Here is a 20,493-nt window from a genome sequence, read left to right on the forward strand (position 1 = left end):
GTAAGTGATGTATTCATATTAATAGATATTCATGTTAAACAGAATTATTCATTTTTCCGTAAGGAATAAAATAGTTGTCGGACTAATGCTGCTCGGGTTAATTGTCTGGGGAAGCATTGTGGTTACCAGGCTTCCGATTGATGCAGTGCCTGATATTACAAACAACCAGGTAGTCATTATTACCACATCGCCAAGCCTTGGAGCAACTGATATAGAAAGGTTGATTACAGTTCCCATTGAGCAGGCTACAAGAAACGTTCCTGGTATTATTGAACAAAGAAGTTTCTCACGTTTTGGGCTAAGTCTGGTGACAATAGTTTTTGACGATGAAACTGATGTGTACTGGGCGAGGCAACAGGTAAGTGAAAGGCTGCTCAATGTACGCGATCAAATACCGCCGGGTACAGGCACACCCCAATTAGCGCCGGTTACCACGGGGCTGGGTGAAATATTTCAGTATGTAGTTAAAGCAAAACCCGGGTATGAAGGCAAATATGATCTTACAGAATTAAGAAGTATACAGGACTGGATTGTTAGGCGGCAGTTACTCGGTACTGAAGGCGTTGCGGATGTTAGCAGTTTCGGAGGTTTGCTAAAACAATATGAAGTGGCTATAAGCCCGGAAAAGTTAAGAAGCTTTCACTTAACCATTGGCGATGTATTTAATGCGTTGCAGAAAAATAATCAGAATGCCGGGGGAGCCTATATTGAAAAAGGACCTTCTGTTTTATTCATCCGCAGTGAAGGGCTTGTTCAAAACCTGGAAGACATTGGCAATATTGTAGTAAAACAATCAGCGTCCGGAGCGCCTGTATTAATTAATAATGTAGCGCAGGTAAAGATTGGTAGTGCCATTCGCTACGGTGCCATGGTCTATAACAGTGAAGGCGAGGTTTCCGGTGCAGTGGTGATGATGTTGAAGGGAGAGAACAGTAATAAAGTGATCAAGAACATCAAAGCCAAAATAAAAGATATTGAAAAGACATTGCCTGAAGGCGTTACTGTTGAAGCTTTTCTTGACAGGTCCAAAATGGTGAATAATGCAATCGGCACAGTGGAGCAGAATCTAACGGAGGGCGCACTTATAGTGGTCTTTGTGTTGGTTATCTTTCTGGGGAATTTACGTGCCGGTTTGTTGGTTGCTTCCGTTATTCCGTTGAGTATGCTCTTTGCATTTATCATGATGGATCTGTTCGGTGTAAGTGGCAACCTGATGAGTCTTGGTGCGCTTGACTTTGGTCTGCTTGTAGATGGTGCAGTAATTATTGTTGAAGCAGTGCTGCATAAACTACAGTATGACCGGATATACTCACATAAGCAGAGGCTGGATCAACAACAGATGAATGCCGAAGTGGAAGTGTCGTCCAAAAAGATGATGAACAGCGCTGTTTTTGGACAGATCATCATCCTGATTGTTTACCTGCCTATTTTGACATTGCAAGGTATTGAGGGGAAAATGTTCAGGCCAATGGCGCAGACTGTTTCATTTGCCATTATCGGCGCATTCCTGCTTTCTCTTACCTATGTTCCCATGATGAGTTCATTGGTGCTAAGTAAAACAATCAATCACAAGCATAATCTGTCAGACAGAATCATCCATGGCTTGCAAAATCTATACAAGCCAATATTGAAAAAAGCGCTTAGAATACCTGCGTACATTGTTATTGTTGCATTTGTTTTGTTTGCAGGAACGCTTTACCTGGCTACAACACTTGGCGGTGAATTTATTCCGCAACTGGAGGAAGGTGATTTCGCTGTAGACACCAGGTTGCTTACAGGTTCGTCATTGACCAATACAGTTAATACCACTCAAAAAACGGCCAAAATACTTACAGATAACTTTCCGGAAATAGAGAAGGTGGTCACTAAAATTGGTAGTGGTGAAATTCCTACCGACCCGATGCCACTTGACGCTGCGGATATGATGGTAATACTTAAGCCAAAAAAGGAATGGACCAGCGCAAAGACATTCCCCGAACTGGCTAATAAAATGAGTGCCGCATTACAACAACAACCGGGTGTGGCAACAGGCTTTCAGTTTCCCGTTCAAATGCGATTTAATGAGTTGATGACGGGGGCGCGGCAGGATGTGGTTTGTAAGATCTTTGGTGACGATCTTGATACACTTGCTTTATATGCAGCTAAGCTAAGCAGGCTGATTGGTTCAGTGGATGGTGCCAAGGATCTGTACACCGAAACGGTTACCGGCGTATCTCAAATGGTGATCACTTATAACCGGATGGCAATAGCAAGGTATGGAGCGAATATTGGGGATATCAACAACACGATACAATCCGCCTATGCCGGAAACACAGCAGGACTGGTATTCGAAGGTGATAAACGATTTGACCTTGTAATAAGAATGAATGAAGAACAGAAAAAAGATCTTGAAGAAATAGGCAGCTTGCTTGTTGGCCTTCCCGATGGCCAGCAGGTTCCTTTGAATGCACTTGCTACAGTTGAAATGAAAGAAGGTCCGTACCAGGTTCAACGTGAAGACGCACGGAGGCGTATTACTGTTGGCTTTAATGTTCGTGGGCGCGACGTACAAAGTATCGTTACTGAATTGCAAAAGAAGGTGGGTGAGCATATCAAATTTCCTGCGGGTTATTACATCACCTATGGTGGGCAATATGAAAATCTTCAGCATGCCACCAAACGGCTGGGCATTGCTGTACCTGTTGCGCTCGCACTTATCCTCTTTATGTTGTATTTCGCATTTCACAAAATATCCTATGGCTTGCTGATTTTTACTGCGATACCCTTATCCGCCGTGGGAGGTGTACTGGCGTTAATTCTGAGAGGTATGCCATTTAGTATTTCTGCGGGTGTGGGATTTATAGCCCTGTTTGGTGTGGCGGTATTAAACGGCATTGTTTTGATAACCGAAATGAACCGGCTGAAGAAAGATGGTTTAACTGATATAAAAGAAATTATTATGCAAGCGACAATCATAAGGCTGCGGCCCGTGTTGATGACAGCTGCTGTGGCGTCGCTGGGCTTTTTGCCGATGGCGTTAAGTCATGGAGCCGGCGCAGAAGTTCAACGCCCGCTGGCAACCGTTGTTATTGGCGGCCTTGTTTCTGCTACGCTGCTCACGTTATTTGTCTTGCCATCTTTGTATTTGCTGGTTGAAAGAAAAAAGACAAAGAAGAACATAAAGGCTGTGGCCGTTAGCACTATCCTGGTTCTTTGCCTCGCAATGCCATTTGGTTCAATGGCTCAATCTGTAAAAAAGATCAGTCTTACAGATGCACTGTCTCTTGCTCAATCGCAAAACCTTAATTTAAGTGCAAGCAAATTGCAGCAGCGGTATTATGAAATATTGAAAACCTCCGCAGCAGATATTCCCAAAACACAGATCATCGGAGAGCTAGGAAATGTAAACAGCGGCACCTTTGATAACAAATTTACATTGTCGCAAAGCATTGCTTTTCCCACAGTTTATAACAAACAAAAGCTGGTGCTGGAAGATGAATGGCAAAGTTCCAAACTGCAAACAGCTATTCAACAGGTGGCTATTTCGCGACTTGTAAAACAGGCTTATGTACAGCTTCAATATATTGGTGCAAGAGAGAAGCTCCTGGTAAATATTGACTCTGTATTATACAGGTATTTAAGTATTGCCAGGTTACGTCATGAAAAAGGCGAGGCCAATCTGCTTGAGAAAGCAACATTGGAAAATGATGTGGCTCAATTGGAAATGCAATTGAAAATGCTTAGAACAGATCAACAGTCTGCGCGTGCTCAGCTTGCGGTACTGGTAAACAGCACTGAATTATATGATGTTGCCGATACTTTAAGCGATAAGACTGTTTTATTTGATACGTCTGCTTTACAAAATCATCCTTACCTGGCTTATTACAGACAGCAGCAACAATTGGTGCAGCATCAGACTGCTGCTGAAAAAGCAAAACTTTCCCCTGATCTTATGCTGGGATACACCAATCAATCTTTTGTAGGTTGGCAGGCAGACAAGAATGGTAATGAGGTTTATTATGATGCAGGGAAAAGATTTTCTGCTGTGCAGGTTGGAGTGGGTGTGCCGTTGTTTAATAAGTTACAGAAAGCCCGCGTAAAGGCTTCGAAGCAACGTGAAGAAGTGGTGGAAACGCAATCGCAGATAGCATCACAAGAGTTGAGACTCGGACTATTGAAAAGTTTAAACGAGTACAATAAATATCGTGATGCGGTTGAATATTACCGGTCCAGTGCACTTCCGCAAAGCGATATTATTATGCGTACAGCTAACCTGCAATACAAAAACGGCGAGATTAATTACATTGAATGGGGAGCACTCATTAATAATGCCATCAGGTTACAGGGACAGTATGTGGATGTGTTGAGAGATTTAAACAATACAGCAACAGAACTGGAATACCTGTTACAGAACACCGGTTCCGCGCAATAAATTTTTAATGCAACCTAAATAGTCATCGGGTTTATAGTTTAATAATTGTATTATGAAAGTGATCATTAAATATATTTTAACTGCAGTTGTATTAACTGCAGTATCCTGCAAAAACGCCGCTGTAAAAGAGGAAGAAAGGCCCAGGCCGGCAAATGATTCTACTGTTACTTTAAATGCCGCTCAATTAAAAAATGCAGGCATAAAAACCGGGAGTGTTACAATGCAGAACTTACGTGCCACAATCAGGGTAAACGGAGCCGTTGACGTGCCCCCGCAAAGTATGGTAAGCATAAGTTTTCCTTTGGGAGGCTATCTGAAGTCAACGTCGCTTTTACCAGGATCGAGTGTGAGAAAGGGCGAAGTGATTGCAATAATGGAAGATCAGAATTATGTTCAGTTACAGCAGGATTACCTGACTGCAAAGGCGAAAATGGAGTTTCTTCAGACGGACATGCAACGTCAGAAAGAGTTGAGTGAAGCCGACGCAACAAGCAAGAAAAATTATCAGCTTGTATTGAGTGATTATAAAACTCAGCAGGTGTTGTTGAAATCACTCGAGGAAAAATTGCGGATTATTGAGATCAATCCCGCCAGGCTGAACGTACAGAACATTTCAAGGGATGTGCCTGTTTATTCCCCGATCAATGGTTATGTAACAAAGGTGAATGTAAACATTGGCAAATATGTGAACCCTTCGGACGTTTTGTTTGAATTGGTTGATCCTGATGATATCCACGCGTCCATCACTGTCTTTGAAAAAGACATCAATTATTTTAAGAAAGGGATGAAAGGAAAAGTTTCTTTGGTGGATGATCCGGCGAAGACTTATGATGTAGATGTAATTCTTGTAACAAAAAACATTAATGACAATAGAAGCGGGCTGGTGCATTGTCATTTTGATAACCCAATTCATGAGCTGCTGCCAGGCATGTTTCTCAACGGAGTGTTTGAGTTGGATAACAAAAAGGTGCAGGCCGTTACAGAGGAATCAGTAGTGCGGTATCATGGTAAGGATTATCTTTTTGCTGCCAAAGATTCCAACGTCTTTGTAATGATGCCCGTGCAAACAGGCAACAGAGAGAACGGCTATGTAGAATTGATACAGGATGGCCGCGACTGGACAAACACACCTATTGTTACCGGCGGGGCCTATGCGTTGCTTTCCAGCCTGAAAAACAGGATGGAAGAGTAAATTAATTGACAATGGAGAATCGATAATTGAAAATGACCGGTGAATGCGCAGACGTACAAATGTGCAGATGTGCGAATGAGTAAATGTGCGAATGTGCAAATGGCTAGAGGAATTGACAATTGAAAATGGGTTGATGTGCGAATGTGCAGATGTGCAAATGACTAATGAATTGAAAATTGACAATTGACAATTGAAAATGGGTGGATGTGCGAATGAGTAAATGTGCGAATGTGCAAATGACTACATGTTAATCGTCACCAGGACAGCGATGAGGGCCAAATATTCGCACATTTACTCATTCGCACATTTGCACATCCCGCCGTCATTGTCAATTTTCAACTTTCCATTTTCAATTAAACTTCGAAGTAGGCCATCGTTCCGCCCACCCAGGTCTTATCAGCATTGTAACGTACACCGATCATTTTTCCTTTGCTTAGGCGGGCGAGATTTTGTGTGGCAATGGGCCTCGCCGCTCCATCTTTCCAGAAATAGAAGATCCTGATCTCTGCTTTTGCGGGTATATCCGGGGTTTGGATGATGTCTGCATATTTAACCTTGCGTTGTAAGATCCAATTGTGAGGATCGGTTATATGATCAATGTCTTTAGGTGTGACATCTATTACTACTCCTTGTCCTGCGAAAGAGAATAACGGCTTTAATACGTAATTTTCAAGATCATCCGGGATTGTTTTAACATCGCTTAAGAACTTTGTTTCCGGCACATAAGGATGTTGTATAAAGGGAAGCGTGTATTTACTAATGCGGTAAAACCAGTTAGGATGGGGTACCCATTCAACATCGTTTTTTTCGAAAAAGATCCTTCCTTTTTCTTTTACGCCGGCTGGTTGTTGATTCAGTTCGTCAAAAATAACGCGGTTATAAATCCGTTTTATTTCTATCAACTTGTCATCTTTTTCATAATACAGTTTGTTGCCTTGTTTTTGCAATTCTGTGAGACAAACAATTGGAATGCCCAGGTAATCATGTGTGCAGTAGAAATCAATCCGCGTTTTCTGCTTATGCGGAAACAGCTCCAGTAAAACAACATTTTCTGCATTGCAGTCTCCAACAATTATTTCTTTGAGAAGCTGCAGATAAGTTTCTTTCGTAAATCCATTCAGGTATACAGAATAATTGTCCGGTATTGAAAAATGTTTTCTGGCCATTTCGTCAAAGAAAACATGAAAGGCAAACAGGGTAGGGAATCCCTGCATTTCAACCAGCTGCGGCTCCGGTTCACCTTTTTCATTTTCACAAATCCCAAAGTCAAAGGCTATAAAATGTGAATGACCGTTCTCGTCGGGAACCGATATGTTTTCAGGCACAGCTTTGCTTGTCATTTCCTTAAAATCCGGACGGGTAATCACATCAACAATGCTTTCGCAGGCAGAGAGCATTTTATCCCTGAAAGATTTATCGATAAATATGGGTGTTTCCGCTACTCTGAATTCAATAGCTCCGGGATGTCTTGATTCCAGATCTTCTAAATATGCTTTATATTTTTCCGGGGTAAAATGTTCATTGAACCATTTACGCATTGCTGCAACCATGCCTGATTTTTTTTTAAAAATAGCTAAAGAAAATGAGTTGATAAAAGGAGAACAAATGTTGACTGCGAATGGATGTTTAAAAAAAGGTAGTGTAGAAACACCACCTCCTTTCGATTGCTTGCCTAAAATAAGTCGGGTAAACCAAACCCCACTAAAAAAAATTATAATGACTGTGTGTTATGTTCTGTTTTAAATATCCTACAAATTTAGTAGACTATTTGAATTATCCAAATAATTTTATTATATGAGCCGAATGAATTACTGTATGGTATGGAAAAGGCTTTTTTGCGTTTGAACCGCCGGTTAGTTATTAGTTAATAGCAACCTGGTAGAAGGCGAGTTGGGAGAGTTTACTCAAGGCGCAAGTTCGGGGTATAGAATTCAGTCATTCGTAAAAAACAATATACGAATGACTGAGTTATTTTTTTATTGAAGTTCTGCAACAGACATCGTAAGAAAATTTGGCAACACATGATTGTGCGTCCATGTAATTTTATCGGGATCGTTCAAATGATCAATCATGCTGCTCCATTTATCGCGACCGTGGCTATTGATTATCACCGTCTTCTTGTCTTCACGCTGGAGGTACATACTCATTCCGGTTGCATCCGCTTCAGGATGAAACTGGGTGCCGATAAAATGAGGGGTAAAGCGAACAGCCATCACCGCCCTTTCATAAGGAACATGCGGCCTGTTCTTTTCAATGGTGAGTATTTTCCCGCCTAGTTTTTTAAGTCTTTCATGGTTTGGTTTTACTACCTGGTAGTCCCTGCTGTCAACTGCATAAAAGGGGTCCCGTAACCCGTCGAAAACAGGTTCCTTAGATCCATCTTTAAGCATGTGTACCGGGAAAATGCCAAACGCAGTTGAATTTCTTTTGCAAACATCAGCAATATTAAAATAGCGACATGCTAACTGAAAACTGTGGCAAATGAAAAATACGTTCTTCCTGGGATGATTGCCCGGCTGCGAATTCCAGTTCTCAACTTCTTTGATCCAGTCGAAATACTTGTTTTCCCATTCAGAATTTTCGCTTTCAAGCGGAGAGCCGGGACCGCCACTGGAAATATAGATATCATATGATAGATCAGGAAGCTGCAGGAGACGACGTACTTCAAATTCTTCTAAGGTAACGTCGACGTTTTGATCCATGCTCCATTGCGCAATTATCTCACGCAGACACCTCATGCCCTGGTTTGGCAGACCATCATTCATGTCCAGTATCGCAATTCTAATGTTCATCTTTTCTGCGGATATTAAACCGCAAATGTACTTAGTTTTCGCTAAACGCCCGGAGCCGCTGGCTTTGATGCTCGCGGGAAGCTGTTTATGAATTAATTATTGATTAGATTTTAAATGATATATTGAGGCTGATTTTATTTTACCCTCAATTATTCCGGCTGCGTCTCACCGTTTTGCGTGTAATCATATTGCTGAATGGTAACAACGAATAGTATAACTTGCCTTATAAATTTTGAAAATGGCGACAACCTATTGCTCATATGTTACAACTGTGAATGGAGACAATGTTCATAAACTCTATCACGATAATGAATATGGATTTCCCTTAAAAAATGATAATGACCTTTTTGCACGCCTTGTGTTAGAGATTAATCAGGCTGGTTTAAGCTGGGAAACCATTCTTAAAAAGAAAGATAATTTCTTCAAAGCCTTTGATGATTTTGATGTGAAAAAAGTTGCCCGCTATACGCCTGCAAAAGTGGAGAAGTTGTTACAGGATGCAGGCATCATTCGAAACAGGTTAAAAATTAATGCTGCCATCGAAAATGCAAAGAAAATTATTGAGATTCAAAATGAGCATGGCTCTTTTGAAAACTGGCTGAATAAACATCATCCGCTTACAAAAGAAGAATGGGTAAAATTGTTTAAAAAGAATTTCCGGTTCACCGGCGGTGAAATTGTTAATGAATTTTTGATGAGTACCGGATATTTACCCGGCGCACATACACTGGATTGCCCGGTGTATAAGAAAATTGCGAAATTAAAGCCGATGTGGATGAAGGGAGAGAAGTTGTAAGTTTTTACGTGGTACGTTATACGTTTTACGTGGTACGTTATACATTTATTGGAGCGGAGTGTGTTGTAAGTTATACGTTTTACGTTGTACGTATATCAAAGCGGAGAGAAGCTGTAAGTTGTACGTGGCACGTTATACGTTTATTGAAACGAAAGAGGGTCGGCATATAATGAATAAAGAAAGTTGTAAGTTATACGTCAACATCAAACCTTTTCAGTCTAAAACGTACAACGTATAACTTACAACGTACAACTCTTACTTGCCAACTTTATGGCCGGCAATAGCAAAATATAAAATAAAGAGATAAGCCGGAACCATGATCCAAAAAGCCTGTTGTAAGCCAATCTGTTCGCCTAAAGTAGCCCACACTCTCGGTAATACAGCGCCGCCGCCAATACCCACAATAAGTAATGCAGAGCCTGTTTTTGTGAACTTGCCCAAACCTTCAATAGTCAAAGGCCACAATGCGGGCCATATCAAAGCATTCGCCAAACCAAGGAATGCGATAAACAACACTGAAGTATAACCAGATGTAAAGATCGCTGCAAGCGAAAATAAGAGACCGAGGATAGCCGATACTTTTAATGCGGTGTTCTGCGAAATATATTTAGGAATAGCTGCAATACCAATGAGGTAACCTGCAAGCATGCCGATCATGGTGTATGTCGTAAAATGCTTTGCAACGTCAAGGCTGATCCCGATAGACTTTCCATAAACCTGGATGATATCGCCGGCCATTACTTCCACACCCACATAAAGAAAAAGTGAAATAAAACCCAGCCACAAATATGGATAGCTGAAGAGGCTGCTTCTGTTAACTACAGCAGAAGATGCATCATTCGAGTCTTCGCCTTCAGCCTTAACTTCCGGTAAATGAGAGAAATAAACAAACACAGCCAGTGCCACCAACACAGCAGCAATTATAACATAGGGAAGAATTACTCTCGAAGCAAGCAGATCAAGCTCAGCAGCTTTTTCTGCAGCATTCATTGTGAGCAATTTTGCTTCAAGTACGCTGGAATCTTTAAGAACAATGGCGCCAAGAATCAGCGGAGCAAGTGCACCCGCAGTCTTGTTACAAATACCCATAATACTGATGCGTTTTGCTGCGCTTTCAATTGGTCCTAAAATAGTGATATAGGGATTGGAAGCAGTCTGTAGTAATGCAAGGCCGGTGCCTATCACAAAAAGGGCAAATAAGAAAAGTCCGAATGTGCGTGTCTTTGCCGCAGGAATAAACAATAATGCACCAACAGCCATTACGAGCAATCCAAGCATCATTCCATTCTTAAAGCCTGTCTGCTTTAATACCCATGAAGAAGGAAACGCCATTACGGCGTATGAAATATAAAAAGCAAAAGTTACCGTTACCGCTTCTTTGGTCGTAAGCTGGCACGCTATACCGAGATACGGTATTAATGTACTGTTTGCCCATGTAACAAATCCGAAAATAAAAAACAGTATACCTATAATAAAAATAGCACCTGTTGTTTTGTTCTGCTGTGCGGATAACAATGGGGACGGTGGAGTTTTAATAGCTGTTGACATGTCAGTAGATTTCAGTTTTAAGTGCGATAAATATACCGATGGATTGTTTACTAACCTGAACTTAGTTATATAAATCCGCAAACGTTTGCTTAGAGTTATTAGCTTTAGCTATGAGCTATTAGCTTTGGGTATCAGGCGTCAGAATTGAAAATTGAAAGTTGAAAATTGAAAATGAGCATAAGGTACCAGGCTTCAGGCATAAGGCATAAGGCATAAGGTTTGAGATACCGGCTTTACGTATATCGTTGCATAAACAACTGCCTGCAATTGAGATTAACCATCAAGCTACAAACATTTTGCAAATCTGCACATTTACACATTCGCACATTGATGATCATTTTCAATTTCCCTTATCAATTATCAATTAGCATTCGCACATTTGCATATTCACACATTCTCAATCATTTTCAATTGTCAATTATCAACTATCAATTAAACTGCCATACCACAACGTTCCATTCATCATCAGCATCGCGGTAAGTATGAATAGTTGTAAAGCCAACTTTTTCATGTGCCCGTTGAGAGCGTGCATTGCTTGTTGAAACTTCCGTAACCAGCAAATCAAAATCATTTGAATGCAGTGTTTTGTGATGTTGGTACAGTTTATTAAACAGGCCTTTGCTTCTGTATTCTTTAGCAATACATATTTGTCCCATTATATAGTAACGGAAATCATGCAATGGTTTGTCCTTATAAATAACTTTTTCAGTATGGCTGATCATTGTGGCCAGATCTGGATGAAAGCTGCTTGCCTCCCGTGGTGTAACAAGTGCATAACCAACCACTTTATCGCCATCTTTGGCAATAATACTTGGCACAAGCTTGTGCATCTGCTGCAAGAGTTCAAGCGAATACAGCCAGGTAACAAAACCCTGTTCCTGTTTTTCTTCAGCAGAAAGCCCGTGCTTGATGTTCTCTTTGTTCAATGCATGAATCTGCTCCAGCTCATTATTTGTGCTAACGGTTGTTATTTCTATCATGGCCGCAATGTATAGATTCAGTCATTAAATCCAAAATCAATGCGTCTTGAAGACGATAACCGAGGGAAGAATTTTGTTGATAACGAGAGTTTTAGGCGTGAAACATTTAGTTTTTACTTGCTAATTCATCAAACTCCTTATTTTTGCCTTCTTCTACAATTATAATGGTTTGATTATGAAAAAAGAAGAGGATTTTGACTCTAATTTATCAGGCGAAGAAGAAAGTAGTGATAACCCGGTAGGCGCGGCGAACGCAGAAGCGAGGGAAAAGTGGTACAGGCGTTTTAGAAAAGGGATTACTACAGCCACTGCAGAAAAAAAAGAAACACCTGAAGGGCTTTGGAGCAAATGCCCCGAATGTAATTATATATGCACAACAACAGAATTGAAAGAAAACCTGTTTGTTTGTCCGAAATGTAATTATCACCACCGCATAGGCAGTGAGGAATATTATGAGATCCTGTTTGACAACGGTGAGTATATTTCTCTCTTCGATAATATTACCAGCCGTGACTTTTTAGGATTTACTGATTTAAAGCCTTACCAAAAGCGTTTGGATGACATTCATGCAAAAACAGATCTGAAAGACAGTATGCGTGTTGCAGTGGGTAAGATTGATGGTGAAGAAATGGTGATTGCATGTATGGATTTCGAATTTATTGGTGGCTCGTTGGGCAGTGTGATGGGCGAGAAGTTCAGCCGTGCCGTGGATTACGCCATTCAGCATAAATTACCTTATATGGTAATAAGCAAGAGTGGTGGTGCCCGTATGATGGAAAGCGCATTCAGCCTGATGCAGCTTGCAAAAACCAGTGGTAAACTGTCTCAGTTAAGTGATGCCGGACTGCCTTATATTTCCATGCTAACAGATCCAACATTTGGCGGTATTTCTGCAAGCTTCGGAATGCTTGGCGACCTGAACATAGCAGAGCCCGGAGCGCTGATTGGTTTTGCCGGTCCGCGTGTTATCAAGGAGACCATCAAAAAAGATTTACCGGAAGGCTTCCAGCGAAGCGAGTTTCTGCTGGAACATGGTTTCCTGGATTTTATTATTGACAGAAAATTATTAAAACAACGCCTGAAACACTTAATAGTGCTGTTCAGGGATTAAAATTTTCAATTGATAATTGAAAATGGACAATTGAAAATGAATTTCCAAACGAAAAGCGTTTAGAAATTCATTTTTGTTTTTTGAGAAGCGTGCGCATCGTGTATCAACATGCTGCGTACTTTGTAAATCGTAGTTGACTAGTATATGGCAAAGGAGATGAATAACAGGCAGGCTTACTTCAACTATCACATAGAAGATAAATATGTGGCCGGCCTTGTATTGCTTGGAACAGAGGTTAAATCCATCCGCGAAGGAAAAGTGAGCTTTAACGACAGTTTTTGTCTTTTTGACAACGGAGAACTATGGGTGAGGGGATTGTACATTGCCGAATACAAATTGGGCACTTCTAACAATCATATTGCTGTTCACGACAGGAAATTATTATTAAACAAACGTGAACTAAAAAAGCTGCAATCTGCGTTAAAGGAAAAAGGGTTGACTATAGTGCCGTTACGTGTCTTTTTTAACGAAAAACAGTTGGTAAAGCTTGAAATCGGGCTGGCAAAAGGTAAAAAAATTCATGATAAGCGTGAAACCATAAAGCAACGGGATACTGAAAAAGAAATAAAGCGCTTTTTAAAGTAGTGACTTCGATTGTTGTTGGAGAGATATTAACATACCGCAAAACCGCTCCTGATATAGCAAAAGTTACGCACGTATAACGATCCTATAACATACTTCCCTCTATATTTGTAGACAATGGCCGGTGCACAAAGTTGGCTGATGCAGTAACCGGTAGTGGGTGTTTCAAAATGACTCACATCTTTACAACGTAAAATTTTTGTATGAGTAATTTGCCAGCAGAAAATAGCTTTGAATCCCAAAAAAATATACGTGCATTCGGGTATACGGTTGGCGTTTGTGTGGGGATATTCCTGCTTTTCTTTTTGACAAGCTGGACATTGCCACAATTGCCCCAGCCCATACAGGATGAAGGAGTTGAAGTTAATCTCGGTAACAGTGACCAGGGACTGGGTGACGTGGCTCCGATGATTCCGGGTGAGCCCAACGAATCTACTGAGACAAATGTAAATCCTGTAGCTGTTTCTTCTCCCGCCCCGGCGCAGGAAGATAATAAGCTGGAAGAAGATAATGCTCCGGATGCAACGCCAATCAATCCGTCAAAACCCGCAGTAAAACCCAATCCTAATTCTACAACACGTACTGAAGTAAAAAAACATACAGTAAAAACCACCGCTAATCCAACACCTGCACCTCCAAGACCAAAGGCTGTTTATGCAGGAGGTAAAAATTCAGGTAACGGAGGCAATGGCGCGGATAGTTACAACGGTGTTCGCAACCAGGGAATCGCGGGTGGAAATGGCGATCAGGGCAAAGCCAACGGTAATCCAAACTCTGACAGCTATACCGGTAATGGCGGAACGGGTCACTCCGGCATTCGCGTAACCGGAAAGTTGAGTAACCGTCGTGTTTCTTTGCCTGCCATGACGGACGACTTTAACGAGCGCGGCGTTGTTGTTATGGATATAGTTGTAAATGCGGATGGCAAAGTTATCAGCGCAACAGCCCAACCAAAAGGAACCACTACCACAAGTTCCAAACTCAAAGAGATCGCAAGGCGCAAGGCCATGCAGTTAAAATTTGCTGCCAACAATAATGAGACGGAGACCGGATCAATTTTTTTTACCTTCAAGTTGCAGGAATAGTTATACGTTGTACGTTTTTGCGTTGCGAAAACATGCAAAATCGCGTACTGAATTATTCTTCTAGATTCCTGGTCAATTTATTTGGAAATCCTGAAACAAAATGTGCAATTTTACATGCATAACTTATTGGTTATAATGTAATACGTATAGCCTCGATTCCAGATTACATCAACCGGAGAGGACGTATAACGCATAACTTACAACGTATAACGTATAACGTAAAACGTATGAATTACCAGCAAACTATCGAGTTTCTATTTAACGCTTTACCCATGTTTAGCCGCGTTGGTGCGGCAGCTTTCAGAAAAGATCTTGATAATACGATCAGACTTTGCGAGGCTTTGGGTAATCCCCAAAATAAATTTAAGAGTATTCATATTGCCGGAACAAATGGAAAGGGTTCAACAAGTCATATGTTGGCTGCAATATTGCAATCTGCAGGTTATAAAACCGGCTTGTATACTTCACCTCATCTAAAAGATTTCAGGGAACGCATAAAAGTCGATGGAAAGCTCTGCAGCGAAGATTTTATTGTTGATTTCACGCAGCGCATCCAGCCGTTAATAGAAGAGTTAAATCCCTCTTTTTTTGAGATAACGGTTGCTATGGCATTTGAATATTTCGCTCGGCAGAAAGTAGACATAGCTGTGATTGAAGTAGGGCTGGGCGGCAGACTTGATAGTACAAATATTATTACACCTGAATTATCTGTAATCACTAACATCGGGTATGATCACATGAATATGCTGGGCGATTCACTCGACAAGATTGCGTTTGAGAAGGCTGGTATTATAAAGAAAGATATTCCCGTTGTAATAGGCGAGTGGCTGCCGGAAACGAAGCCTGTGTTTGCTTCTGCAGCTGAAGAAAGAAAGGCTCCGATAATTTTTGCGCAGGAAAATAAATGGGTAACGGAGTGGACCTTTGCACACCATCATTTATTCGTTACTGTTGCAGATAAAAGAACAGATGACCGCCCTGTTTATGAATTGGATCTTCCTGGTGTATATCAAACCAAGAATGTGGTTACGGTGCTGGAAGTGGTTCACCAACTGCGCCTGTCAGGATGGAAGCTGGATGAGCCAGTGGTGAAAGATGCATTGAAACAGGTAAAAAGGCTCACAGGGTTACACGGACGCTGGGAGCTTGTGCAGGAGAACCCTTCGGTTATATTGGATGTTTGTCATAATGAAGATGGGATAAGGCAGCTCGCCCAGCAAGTGGAATTAAGTAAGTACAACGATCTGCACATTGTGTTGGGCATGGTGAAAGACAAAGACATTTCAAAAGTGCTGCCACTTCTTCCCAAAAACGCCGTTTATTATTTTACCAAAGCACAAATTCCACGGGCTTTAGATGAAACAGAACTTGAACGTCAGGCTGCTGAAGCAGGCTTGAAAGGCAAGAATTATCCGGATGTAAATACTGCGCTGCAATCAGCAAAACAACATGCGGGAAAGGAGGACATGATTATTGTATGTGGAAGTGTATTTTTAGTGGGTGAAGTGGTAGTATAACTCAAAACAATTTAGGAGAGATTTTTTAAACCATATAAGGCATATAAGGATATATAAGCAGTTTGATTAAAACTTATATTCCCTTCTATACAACTAGTGAATAGTGAATAGTCAATGGTGAAGGGCACAAACTGGCTGAGTAAATGTATGCAGCTCTAGCCATGACGGACCTCCGGCGTAACTTCTTGTACGCCCTTATATACCTTCTATACAACTAGTGAATAGTCAATAGTCAATGGTGAAAGTTCGGTCTGGCTAAGTAAATGTAAAGTCATTTAAGTGCAATTATTATCGCAGGCAAAATTCTTATGTGCTCTTATATGCCTTATATGGTTTAAAAAACTTCGCTTCGGTCTGCTTTGCGCTTTAAGCTTTGTGCTTTAAGCTTTACAAGTTGTTTACCATGAAACGTTGGCGCGGCCGACCCCTTACTTATACGGTTCAAAAAACTTCGCTTCGGTCAGCTTTGAGCTTTAGGCTTTGGGCTTTAAGCTTTATCAGTTGTTTACTATGAACGTTGGCGCGGCCAACTCCTTGCTTATATGGTTAAAATCATTTTCTTACACGGTGCTATGTTGTTAGCAAAGCATCTTTCATCTTTCCAATCTCCGCTTTATCAACTATCATATTTTCCAGTGTTTCCTGCATAGTTGTGCAGGTAAAACTCATTTCAGATGGAACCAGTTTCCTCGCTGATGAATGGAGTTCCTGCACGCCGGTATAAGCCGCCAGCTCTTTTATGTTGTTGCTTCTAACACCGGATCCGGGCATAATGATCATGCGGCCGGAGGCTTGTTGATTTAATTGTTTGATAAGTTCCTTGTTGTCAAACGCATTAGGCACCTGTCCGCTGGTCAGAATGCGTTTGCATCCTGTGCGGATGACATCTTCGAGCGATTGCAGGGGATCTTTGGCTCTGTCAAATGCGCGGTGAAAAGTTACATCAAGTGAAGAGGCCAATTCTGTAAGTATTGAAGTCCGCTCAACATCAATGCTTCCATCCCTGTTAAGTAAGCCTACAACAAATCCTTTGAACCCAAGTTCTTTTACAAGCTGCACATCTTTCTTTATTACTTCAAATTCGTCATCAGAATAAAGAAAGTCGCCACCCCTTGGGCGAATGATGGGAAATACTGGTATAGATATTTTTTCTATAACCGTTTTTAATGTGCCATAAGACGGAGTGGTACCTCCATCATAAGGGTTTTCGCAAAGTTCAATTCTGTCTGCACCGGCTTTGACCGCCAACAGCGCTGATTCTATATTAAAGACTGCAATCTCAAGCGTCATGTAGTTGAAAATTGAAAAGGGAAAATTGATAATGTGCGAATATGCGAATGTGCAAATGTGCGAATGTGCAAATGTGAAATGTGAAAATGTGAGAATATGCAAATGCTATACAATGTGCTACATTTTCAATTTTCAATTGTCAATTCTCCATTGAAAATATCTATTTGATGATGAATTTTGAAGGCACCATAAAGTTTTTGTCATCTGCGTGGCAAACGGCAAACTCGAAGCCGCCCTGTATGGCGTAACCGCCGTATTCGCCTTGCTTGTTGATGGCTATAAAGCCAACCTGGACTTCTTTTATTTTGCTGCCTTTTTTGCTGATAATACGCTCAACAGCTTTTTTGCATGCATCTTCAGGATGCAATCCCTGGCGCATTAATTCAACTACCAGGTGTGTACCGCAGATTTTGATCACTTCTTCGCCAAGTCCGCTTGATGTAGCCGCGCCCACTTCATTATCAACGTATAAACCAGCACCAATAATTGGGGAATCGCCTACACGTCCGCGCATTTTAAAACCCATACCGCTGGTTGTACAACTGCCACTTAAGTTGCCGTTCGCATCAAGGGCTATCATACCGATCGTATCATGGTTAAAGTCACCATTTTCTAACCTGTTCGGAACAGGAACAAAAGAGTGTTTGCCCTGATTTTCAATATTTATAATAGGTTTGTATTCGCTTTTTTTCAGCCATTGCTCATAGGCTTTTTTTGCGTCGTCGGATAGTTTCTGTTCTTCCAGCGGAAACCCTTCGGCTACTGCAAATTGCTGAGCTCCCTGCCCAACCAGCAAAACGTGTGGCGTTTTTTCCATTACCCTTCTCGCAACAGAAATGGGATGTTTAATGCGCTCAATTGCAGCTACTGCTCCACAGTTGCCATTTTCGTCCATAATGCTTGCATCGAGGGTAACTATACCTTCCCTGTCAGGGTTTGCGCCCAGGCCCACACAACAGTTAAGTGAATCTTCAGTAACCATCACACCTTTTTCAACCGCGTCAAGCGCCCTGCCGCCCTGCCTTAGAACCTCCCATGCTGCTTTGTTTGCATTAATACCTTCCCGCCAGGTGGAGATAACCAGTGGCTTTTTGCCCGCTTTGGTAGTAGAACGAAATGAAGAAAAAGATACCGCTGTTAATCCAAGAGAACCCAAGCGGATAAAATGCCTGCGATGTAACATGTGCCTGAAATTTTGCGATGAAAGTACATCATTGACCCATAATGGGGAAATGCAAAATTTTATTGGATATTAACTTTCAGCTTTTGTATCATTTCATCGCTAACTGCATCGCTATAAACACCATATGCATTTACCAGAACACCTTTCATACTTTCGTCACTCGCTTCAACTGCGTAAAGCACAGACGAATCGGCGGGATTGGTCATTCCTTCGAAACGATAGACTTCTCTTATCTCAAATTGTGATGGAAGCAGGCAAATGCCGGTTTCGGCACACTTAATCTGGTCAAAAGCAATATTAAAATCTGTGGTAAAGCCGCGTTTTTTCAGATCATTCATGGCTTCAACAAGTGTATCGTAGGTATACATATAACGTTTTTTTGTTTAAGTTACAGATAAAGCGCTGGTAAAAGTTATAACTATTATCTGAATTGTTATAAAATTCACTAGATGGTCAGCTAATACTTTTTTAAACTTTCAGTAATTTCTGAAAATTGTTTAACTTTGCATCCAATTGGATGTTGGTTGAAAAAAAAGTTGCATAATAGTTGATGCGATTGCTGATGAAAATGCCTTATGAACATGCAGATGCTATTCGTTCATAATAAATTACATCAAAATGAAAGTAGTAATTATTGGTGGTGGATTTGCGGGATTACAGTTGGCTAAAAAGCTCAATAACAAAAGAGATATAGAAGTTCTGTTGATTGATCAGTATAACTATCATCAGTTTCAGCCTTTATTTTACCAGGTAGCTACGGCAGGGCTGGATGCCAGCAACATTTCTTTTCCCCTGCGTAAAGTATTTCATAAGAGTCACAACGTTCGTTTTCGTCTGACCGAAGTAAAAGAGATTGTTCCGGCTGAGAACAAAATAAATACTGCAGTAGGCGAATTTGATTATGACGTGTTGGTTATAGCTACCGGCGCCAATACGAATTTCTTTAACAATGTCAATTTTCAGCAGTACGCCTTCCCCATGAAGTCTACGACAGAGGCATTGCAGCTTAGGCATAGCCTTATTACAACTATGGAGGAAGCGCTGGATATCAGGGATACAAAAAAACTGGAGCAAAAACTTAGCATTGCGGTTGTCGGTGGCGGTCCGACCGGTGTGGAAGTGAGTGGCGCGCTGGCAGAAATGCGTAATAACGTGCTACCGAAGGATTATCCTGAACTTGATTTCTCTCTCATGCACATTTATTTATTGGAAGGCAGCCCTAAAACACTGGGGGTGATGAGCGAAAAAAGTAGCGAACAAAGCCGGAAATATCTTGAACATTTAGGTGTGGAAGTACATACTGGTGTTCATGTGAAAGATTATGATGGTGATAATGTGGTACTACAGGATGGAACAATTTACCCCGCAAAAACTGTGATCTGGACGGCTGGTGTAAAAGGTAATGTTCCGGCAGGTATAAACCCGGATCTGATTGTACGTGGCAACAGGATTAAAGTTGACCGTACGAGCAAGGTATTGGGCTCATCCAATATTTATGCGATAGGAGATGTGAGTTATATGGAGACGCCTAAATATCCAAAAGGACATCCCCAGGTTGCCAATGTTGCCATTAATCAGGCGCGCAACCTTGCCATCAATCTCGTGCGCCAGGTAACGGGTAATAAGCATTACCAGGACGAGTTTGAATATAATGATAAAGGCAGCATGGCCACAATAGGACGTAACAAAGCTGTAGTTGATATTCCTAAACCAAAAGTTCATTTTGGTGGTGTGCTTGCATGGTTTGTCTGGATGTTTCTTCACCTCGTTCTTATCCTCGGCGTAAAAAACCGGGTACAGATCTTTATCAACTGGGTGTATAAATATTTTACTTACGACCAAAGCTTACGTTTGGTGTTTAACGAATTCAACAAAAAACAAAAAGCCGCACATGAGGCGGAAGTTGTGAAGAAAAAACAAACAGTGAGTTAATGTTAAATGCGCGGGCAAATGTCAGATGTACGGTGTTAGATGTACGATGTGGTGATAATGCATCCTACACTTTT

The 20,493-nt window shown here is 41.3% G+C and carries 15 protein-coding genes; 8 read left to right on the plus strand and 7 right to left on the minus strand.

All coding sequences use genetic code 11. The features are described from left to right. Positions 1–31 precede the first annotated feature (31 nt). Positions 32–4,411, plus strand: coding sequence for a CusA/CzcA family heavy metal efflux RND transporter (locus tag QTN47_RS18245; RefSeq protein ID WP_369330845.1), 4,380 nt, complete (start codon positions 32–34; stop codon positions 4,409–4,411). A 52-nt stretch (positions 4,412–4,463) separates the two neighbouring features. Then, positions 4,464–5,603, plus strand: a complete 1,140-nt coding sequence (locus QTN47_RS18250) for an efflux RND transporter periplasmic adaptor subunit (RefSeq protein ID WP_369330846.1) — start codon at positions 4,464–4,466, stop codon at positions 5,601–5,603. Between the two features lie 353 nt (positions 5,604–5,956). Here QTN47_RS18250 and QTN47_RS18255 read toward each other — a convergent pair whose 3' ends face one another. Then, a complete protein-coding gene (locus QTN47_RS18255; protein ID WP_369330847.1) occupies positions 5,957–7,153 on the minus strand; it encodes a hypothetical protein in 1,197 nt (398 codons plus the stop codon). A 426-nt stretch (positions 7,154–7,579) separates the two neighbouring features. Next, positions 7,580–8,395, minus strand: coding sequence for a type 1 glutamine amidotransferase (locus QTN47_RS18260; RefSeq protein WP_369330848.1), 816 nt, complete (start codon positions 8,393–8,395; stop codon positions 7,580–7,582). A 238-nt stretch (positions 8,396–8,633) separates the two neighbouring features. Here QTN47_RS18260 and QTN47_RS18265 point away from each other — a divergent pair, with 238 nt between their 5' ends. After that, complete coding sequence (locus QTN47_RS18265; RefSeq protein ID WP_369330849.1) at positions 8,634–9,191, plus strand: DNA-3-methyladenine glycosylase I; 558 nt, start codon at positions 8,634–8,636, stop codon at positions 9,189–9,191. 255 nt (positions 9,192–9,446) lie between these two features. Here QTN47_RS18265 and QTN47_RS18270 read toward each other — a convergent pair whose 3' ends face one another. Next, positions 9,447–10,739: a sugar MFS transporter gene (locus QTN47_RS18270; protein WP_369330850.1), complete on the minus strand. Its 1,293-nt coding sequence runs from the start codon at positions 10,737–10,739 to the stop codon at positions 9,447–9,449. Positions 10,740–11,167: 428 nt separating this feature from the next. Further along, complete coding sequence (locus QTN47_RS18275; RefSeq protein WP_369330851.1) at positions 11,168–11,719, minus strand: GNAT family N-acetyltransferase; 552 nt, start codon at positions 11,717–11,719, stop codon at positions 11,168–11,170. A gap of 175 nt (positions 11,720–11,894) precedes the next feature. Here QTN47_RS18275 and accD point away from each other — a divergent pair, with 175 nt between their 5' ends. From accD to QTN47_RS18295, 4 genes are all read left to right on the plus strand, one after another. Next, on the plus strand, positions 11,895–12,830 hold the full coding sequence (gene accD, locus QTN47_RS18280; protein WP_369330852.1) for an acetyl-CoA carboxylase, carboxyltransferase subunit beta: 936 nt from the start codon (positions 11,895–11,897) through the stop codon (positions 12,828–12,830). A 144-nt stretch (positions 12,831–12,974) separates the two neighbouring features. Further along, positions 12,975–13,415 carry an SsrA-binding protein SmpB gene (smpB, locus tag QTN47_RS18285; protein WP_369330853.1) on the plus strand — a complete coding sequence of 147 codons (441 nt, stop codon included), beginning with the start codon at positions 12,975–12,977 and terminating at the stop codon, positions 13,413–13,415. Between the two features lie 200 nt (positions 13,416–13,615). Continuing rightward, a complete protein-coding gene (locus tag QTN47_RS18290; RefSeq protein WP_369330854.1) occupies positions 13,616–14,497 on the plus strand; it encodes a hypothetical protein in 882 nt (293 codons plus the stop codon). Positions 14,498–14,724: 227 nt separating this feature from the next. Then, the gene (locus QTN47_RS18295) at positions 14,725–16,014 is read left to right on the plus strand and encodes a bifunctional folylpolyglutamate synthase/dihydrofolate synthase (protein WP_369330855.1); all 1,290 of its coding nucleotides are present in this window, start codon (positions 14,725–14,727) and stop codon (positions 16,012–16,014) included. A 570-nt stretch (positions 16,015–16,584) separates the two neighbouring features. Here QTN47_RS18295 and QTN47_RS18300 read toward each other — a convergent pair. The 3 genes from QTN47_RS18300 to QTN47_RS18310 all read right to left on the minus strand — a co-directional run bounded on the left by QTN47_RS18300 (position 16,585) and on the right by QTN47_RS18310 (position 18,855). After that, positions 16,585–17,304 carry a copper homeostasis protein CutC gene (locus tag QTN47_RS18300; RefSeq protein WP_369330856.1) on the minus strand — a complete coding sequence of 240 codons (720 nt, stop codon included), beginning with the start codon at positions 17,302–17,304 and terminating at the stop codon, positions 16,585–16,587. Between the two features lie 160 nt (positions 17,305–17,464). Further along, positions 17,465–18,487 carry an isoaspartyl peptidase/L-asparaginase family protein gene (locus QTN47_RS18305; RefSeq protein WP_369330857.1) on the minus strand — a complete coding sequence of 341 codons (1,023 nt, stop codon included), beginning with the start codon at positions 18,485–18,487 and terminating at the stop codon, positions 17,465–17,467. Between the two features lie 59 nt (positions 18,488–18,546). Then, positions 18,547–18,855, minus strand: a complete 309-nt coding sequence (locus tag QTN47_RS18310; RefSeq protein ID WP_369330858.1) for a phosphoribosylpyrophosphate synthetase — start codon at positions 18,853–18,855, stop codon at positions 18,547–18,549. Between the two features lie 250 nt (positions 18,856–19,105). Between QTN47_RS18310 and QTN47_RS18315 the strand changes: the two genes are divergently transcribed. After that, positions 19,106–20,419, plus strand: a complete 1,314-nt coding sequence (locus QTN47_RS18315) for an NAD(P)/FAD-dependent oxidoreductase (RefSeq protein ID WP_369330859.1) — start codon at positions 19,106–19,108, stop codon at positions 20,417–20,419. Positions 20,420–20,493: the final 74 nt, after the last annotated feature.

Source organism: Danxiaibacter flavus (genome assembly GCF_041060425.1).
Lineage (GTDB): Bacteria > Bacteroidota > Bacteroidia > Chitinophagales > Chitinophagaceae > Danxiaibacter > Danxiaibacter flavus.

What these genes read in the sequence shown, in the direction of transcription:
- QTN47_RS18310 (WP_369330858.1), bottom strand. Translation starts at nt 18,855, where the DNA reads ATGTATACCTACGATACACTTGTTGAAGCCATGAATGATCTGAAAAAA.
- QTN47_RS18270 (WP_369330850.1), bottom strand. Translation starts at nt 10,739, where the DNA reads ATGTCAACAGCTATTAAAACTCCACCGTCCCCATTGTTATCCGCACAG.
- QTN47_RS18250 (WP_369330846.1), top strand. Translation starts at nt 4,464, where the DNA reads ATGAAAGTGATCATTAAATATATTTTAACTGCAGTTGTATTAACTGCA.
- QTN47_RS18260 (WP_369330848.1), bottom strand. Translation starts at nt 8,395, where the DNA reads ATGAACATTAGAATTGCGATACTGGACATGAATGATGGTCTGCCAAAC.
- QTN47_RS18255 (WP_369330847.1), bottom strand. Translation starts at nt 7,153, where the DNA reads ATGGTTGCAGCAATGCGTAAATGGTTCAATGAACATTTTACCCCGGAA.
- QTN47_RS18305 (WP_369330857.1), bottom strand. Translation starts at nt 18,487, where the DNA reads ATGTTACATCGCAGGCATTTTATCCGCTTGGGTTCTCTTGGATTAACA.
- QTN47_RS18300 (WP_369330856.1), bottom strand. Translation starts at nt 17,304, where the DNA reads ATGACGCTTGAGATTGCAGTCTTTAATATAGAATCAGCGCTGTTGGCG.
- QTN47_RS18245 (WP_369330845.1), top strand. Translation starts at nt 32, where the DNA reads ATGTTAAACAGAATTATTCATTTTTCCGTAAGGAATAAAATAGTTGTC.
- QTN47_RS18265 (WP_369330849.1), top strand. Translation starts at nt 8,634, where the DNA reads ATGGCGACAACCTATTGCTCATATGTTACAACTGTGAATGGAGACAAT.
- smpB (WP_369330853.1), top strand. Translation starts at nt 12,975, where the DNA reads ATGGCAAAGGAGATGAATAACAGGCAGGCTTACTTCAACTATCACATA.
- QTN47_RS18315 (WP_369330859.1), top strand. Translation starts at nt 19,106, where the DNA reads ATGAAAGTAGTAATTATTGGTGGTGGATTTGCGGGATTACAGTTGGCT.
- QTN47_RS18290 (WP_369330854.1), top strand. Translation starts at nt 13,616, where the DNA reads ATGAGTAATTTGCCAGCAGAAAATAGCTTTGAATCCCAAAAAAATATA.
- QTN47_RS18295 (WP_369330855.1), top strand. Translation starts at nt 14,725, where the DNA reads ATGAATTACCAGCAAACTATCGAGTTTCTATTTAACGCTTTACCCATG.
- accD (WP_369330852.1), top strand. Translation starts at nt 11,895, where the DNA reads ATGAAAAAAGAAGAGGATTTTGACTCTAATTTATCAGGCGAAGAAGAA.
- QTN47_RS18275 (WP_369330851.1), bottom strand. Translation starts at nt 11,719, where the DNA reads ATGATAGAAATAACAACCGTTAGCACAAATAATGAGCTGGAGCAGATT.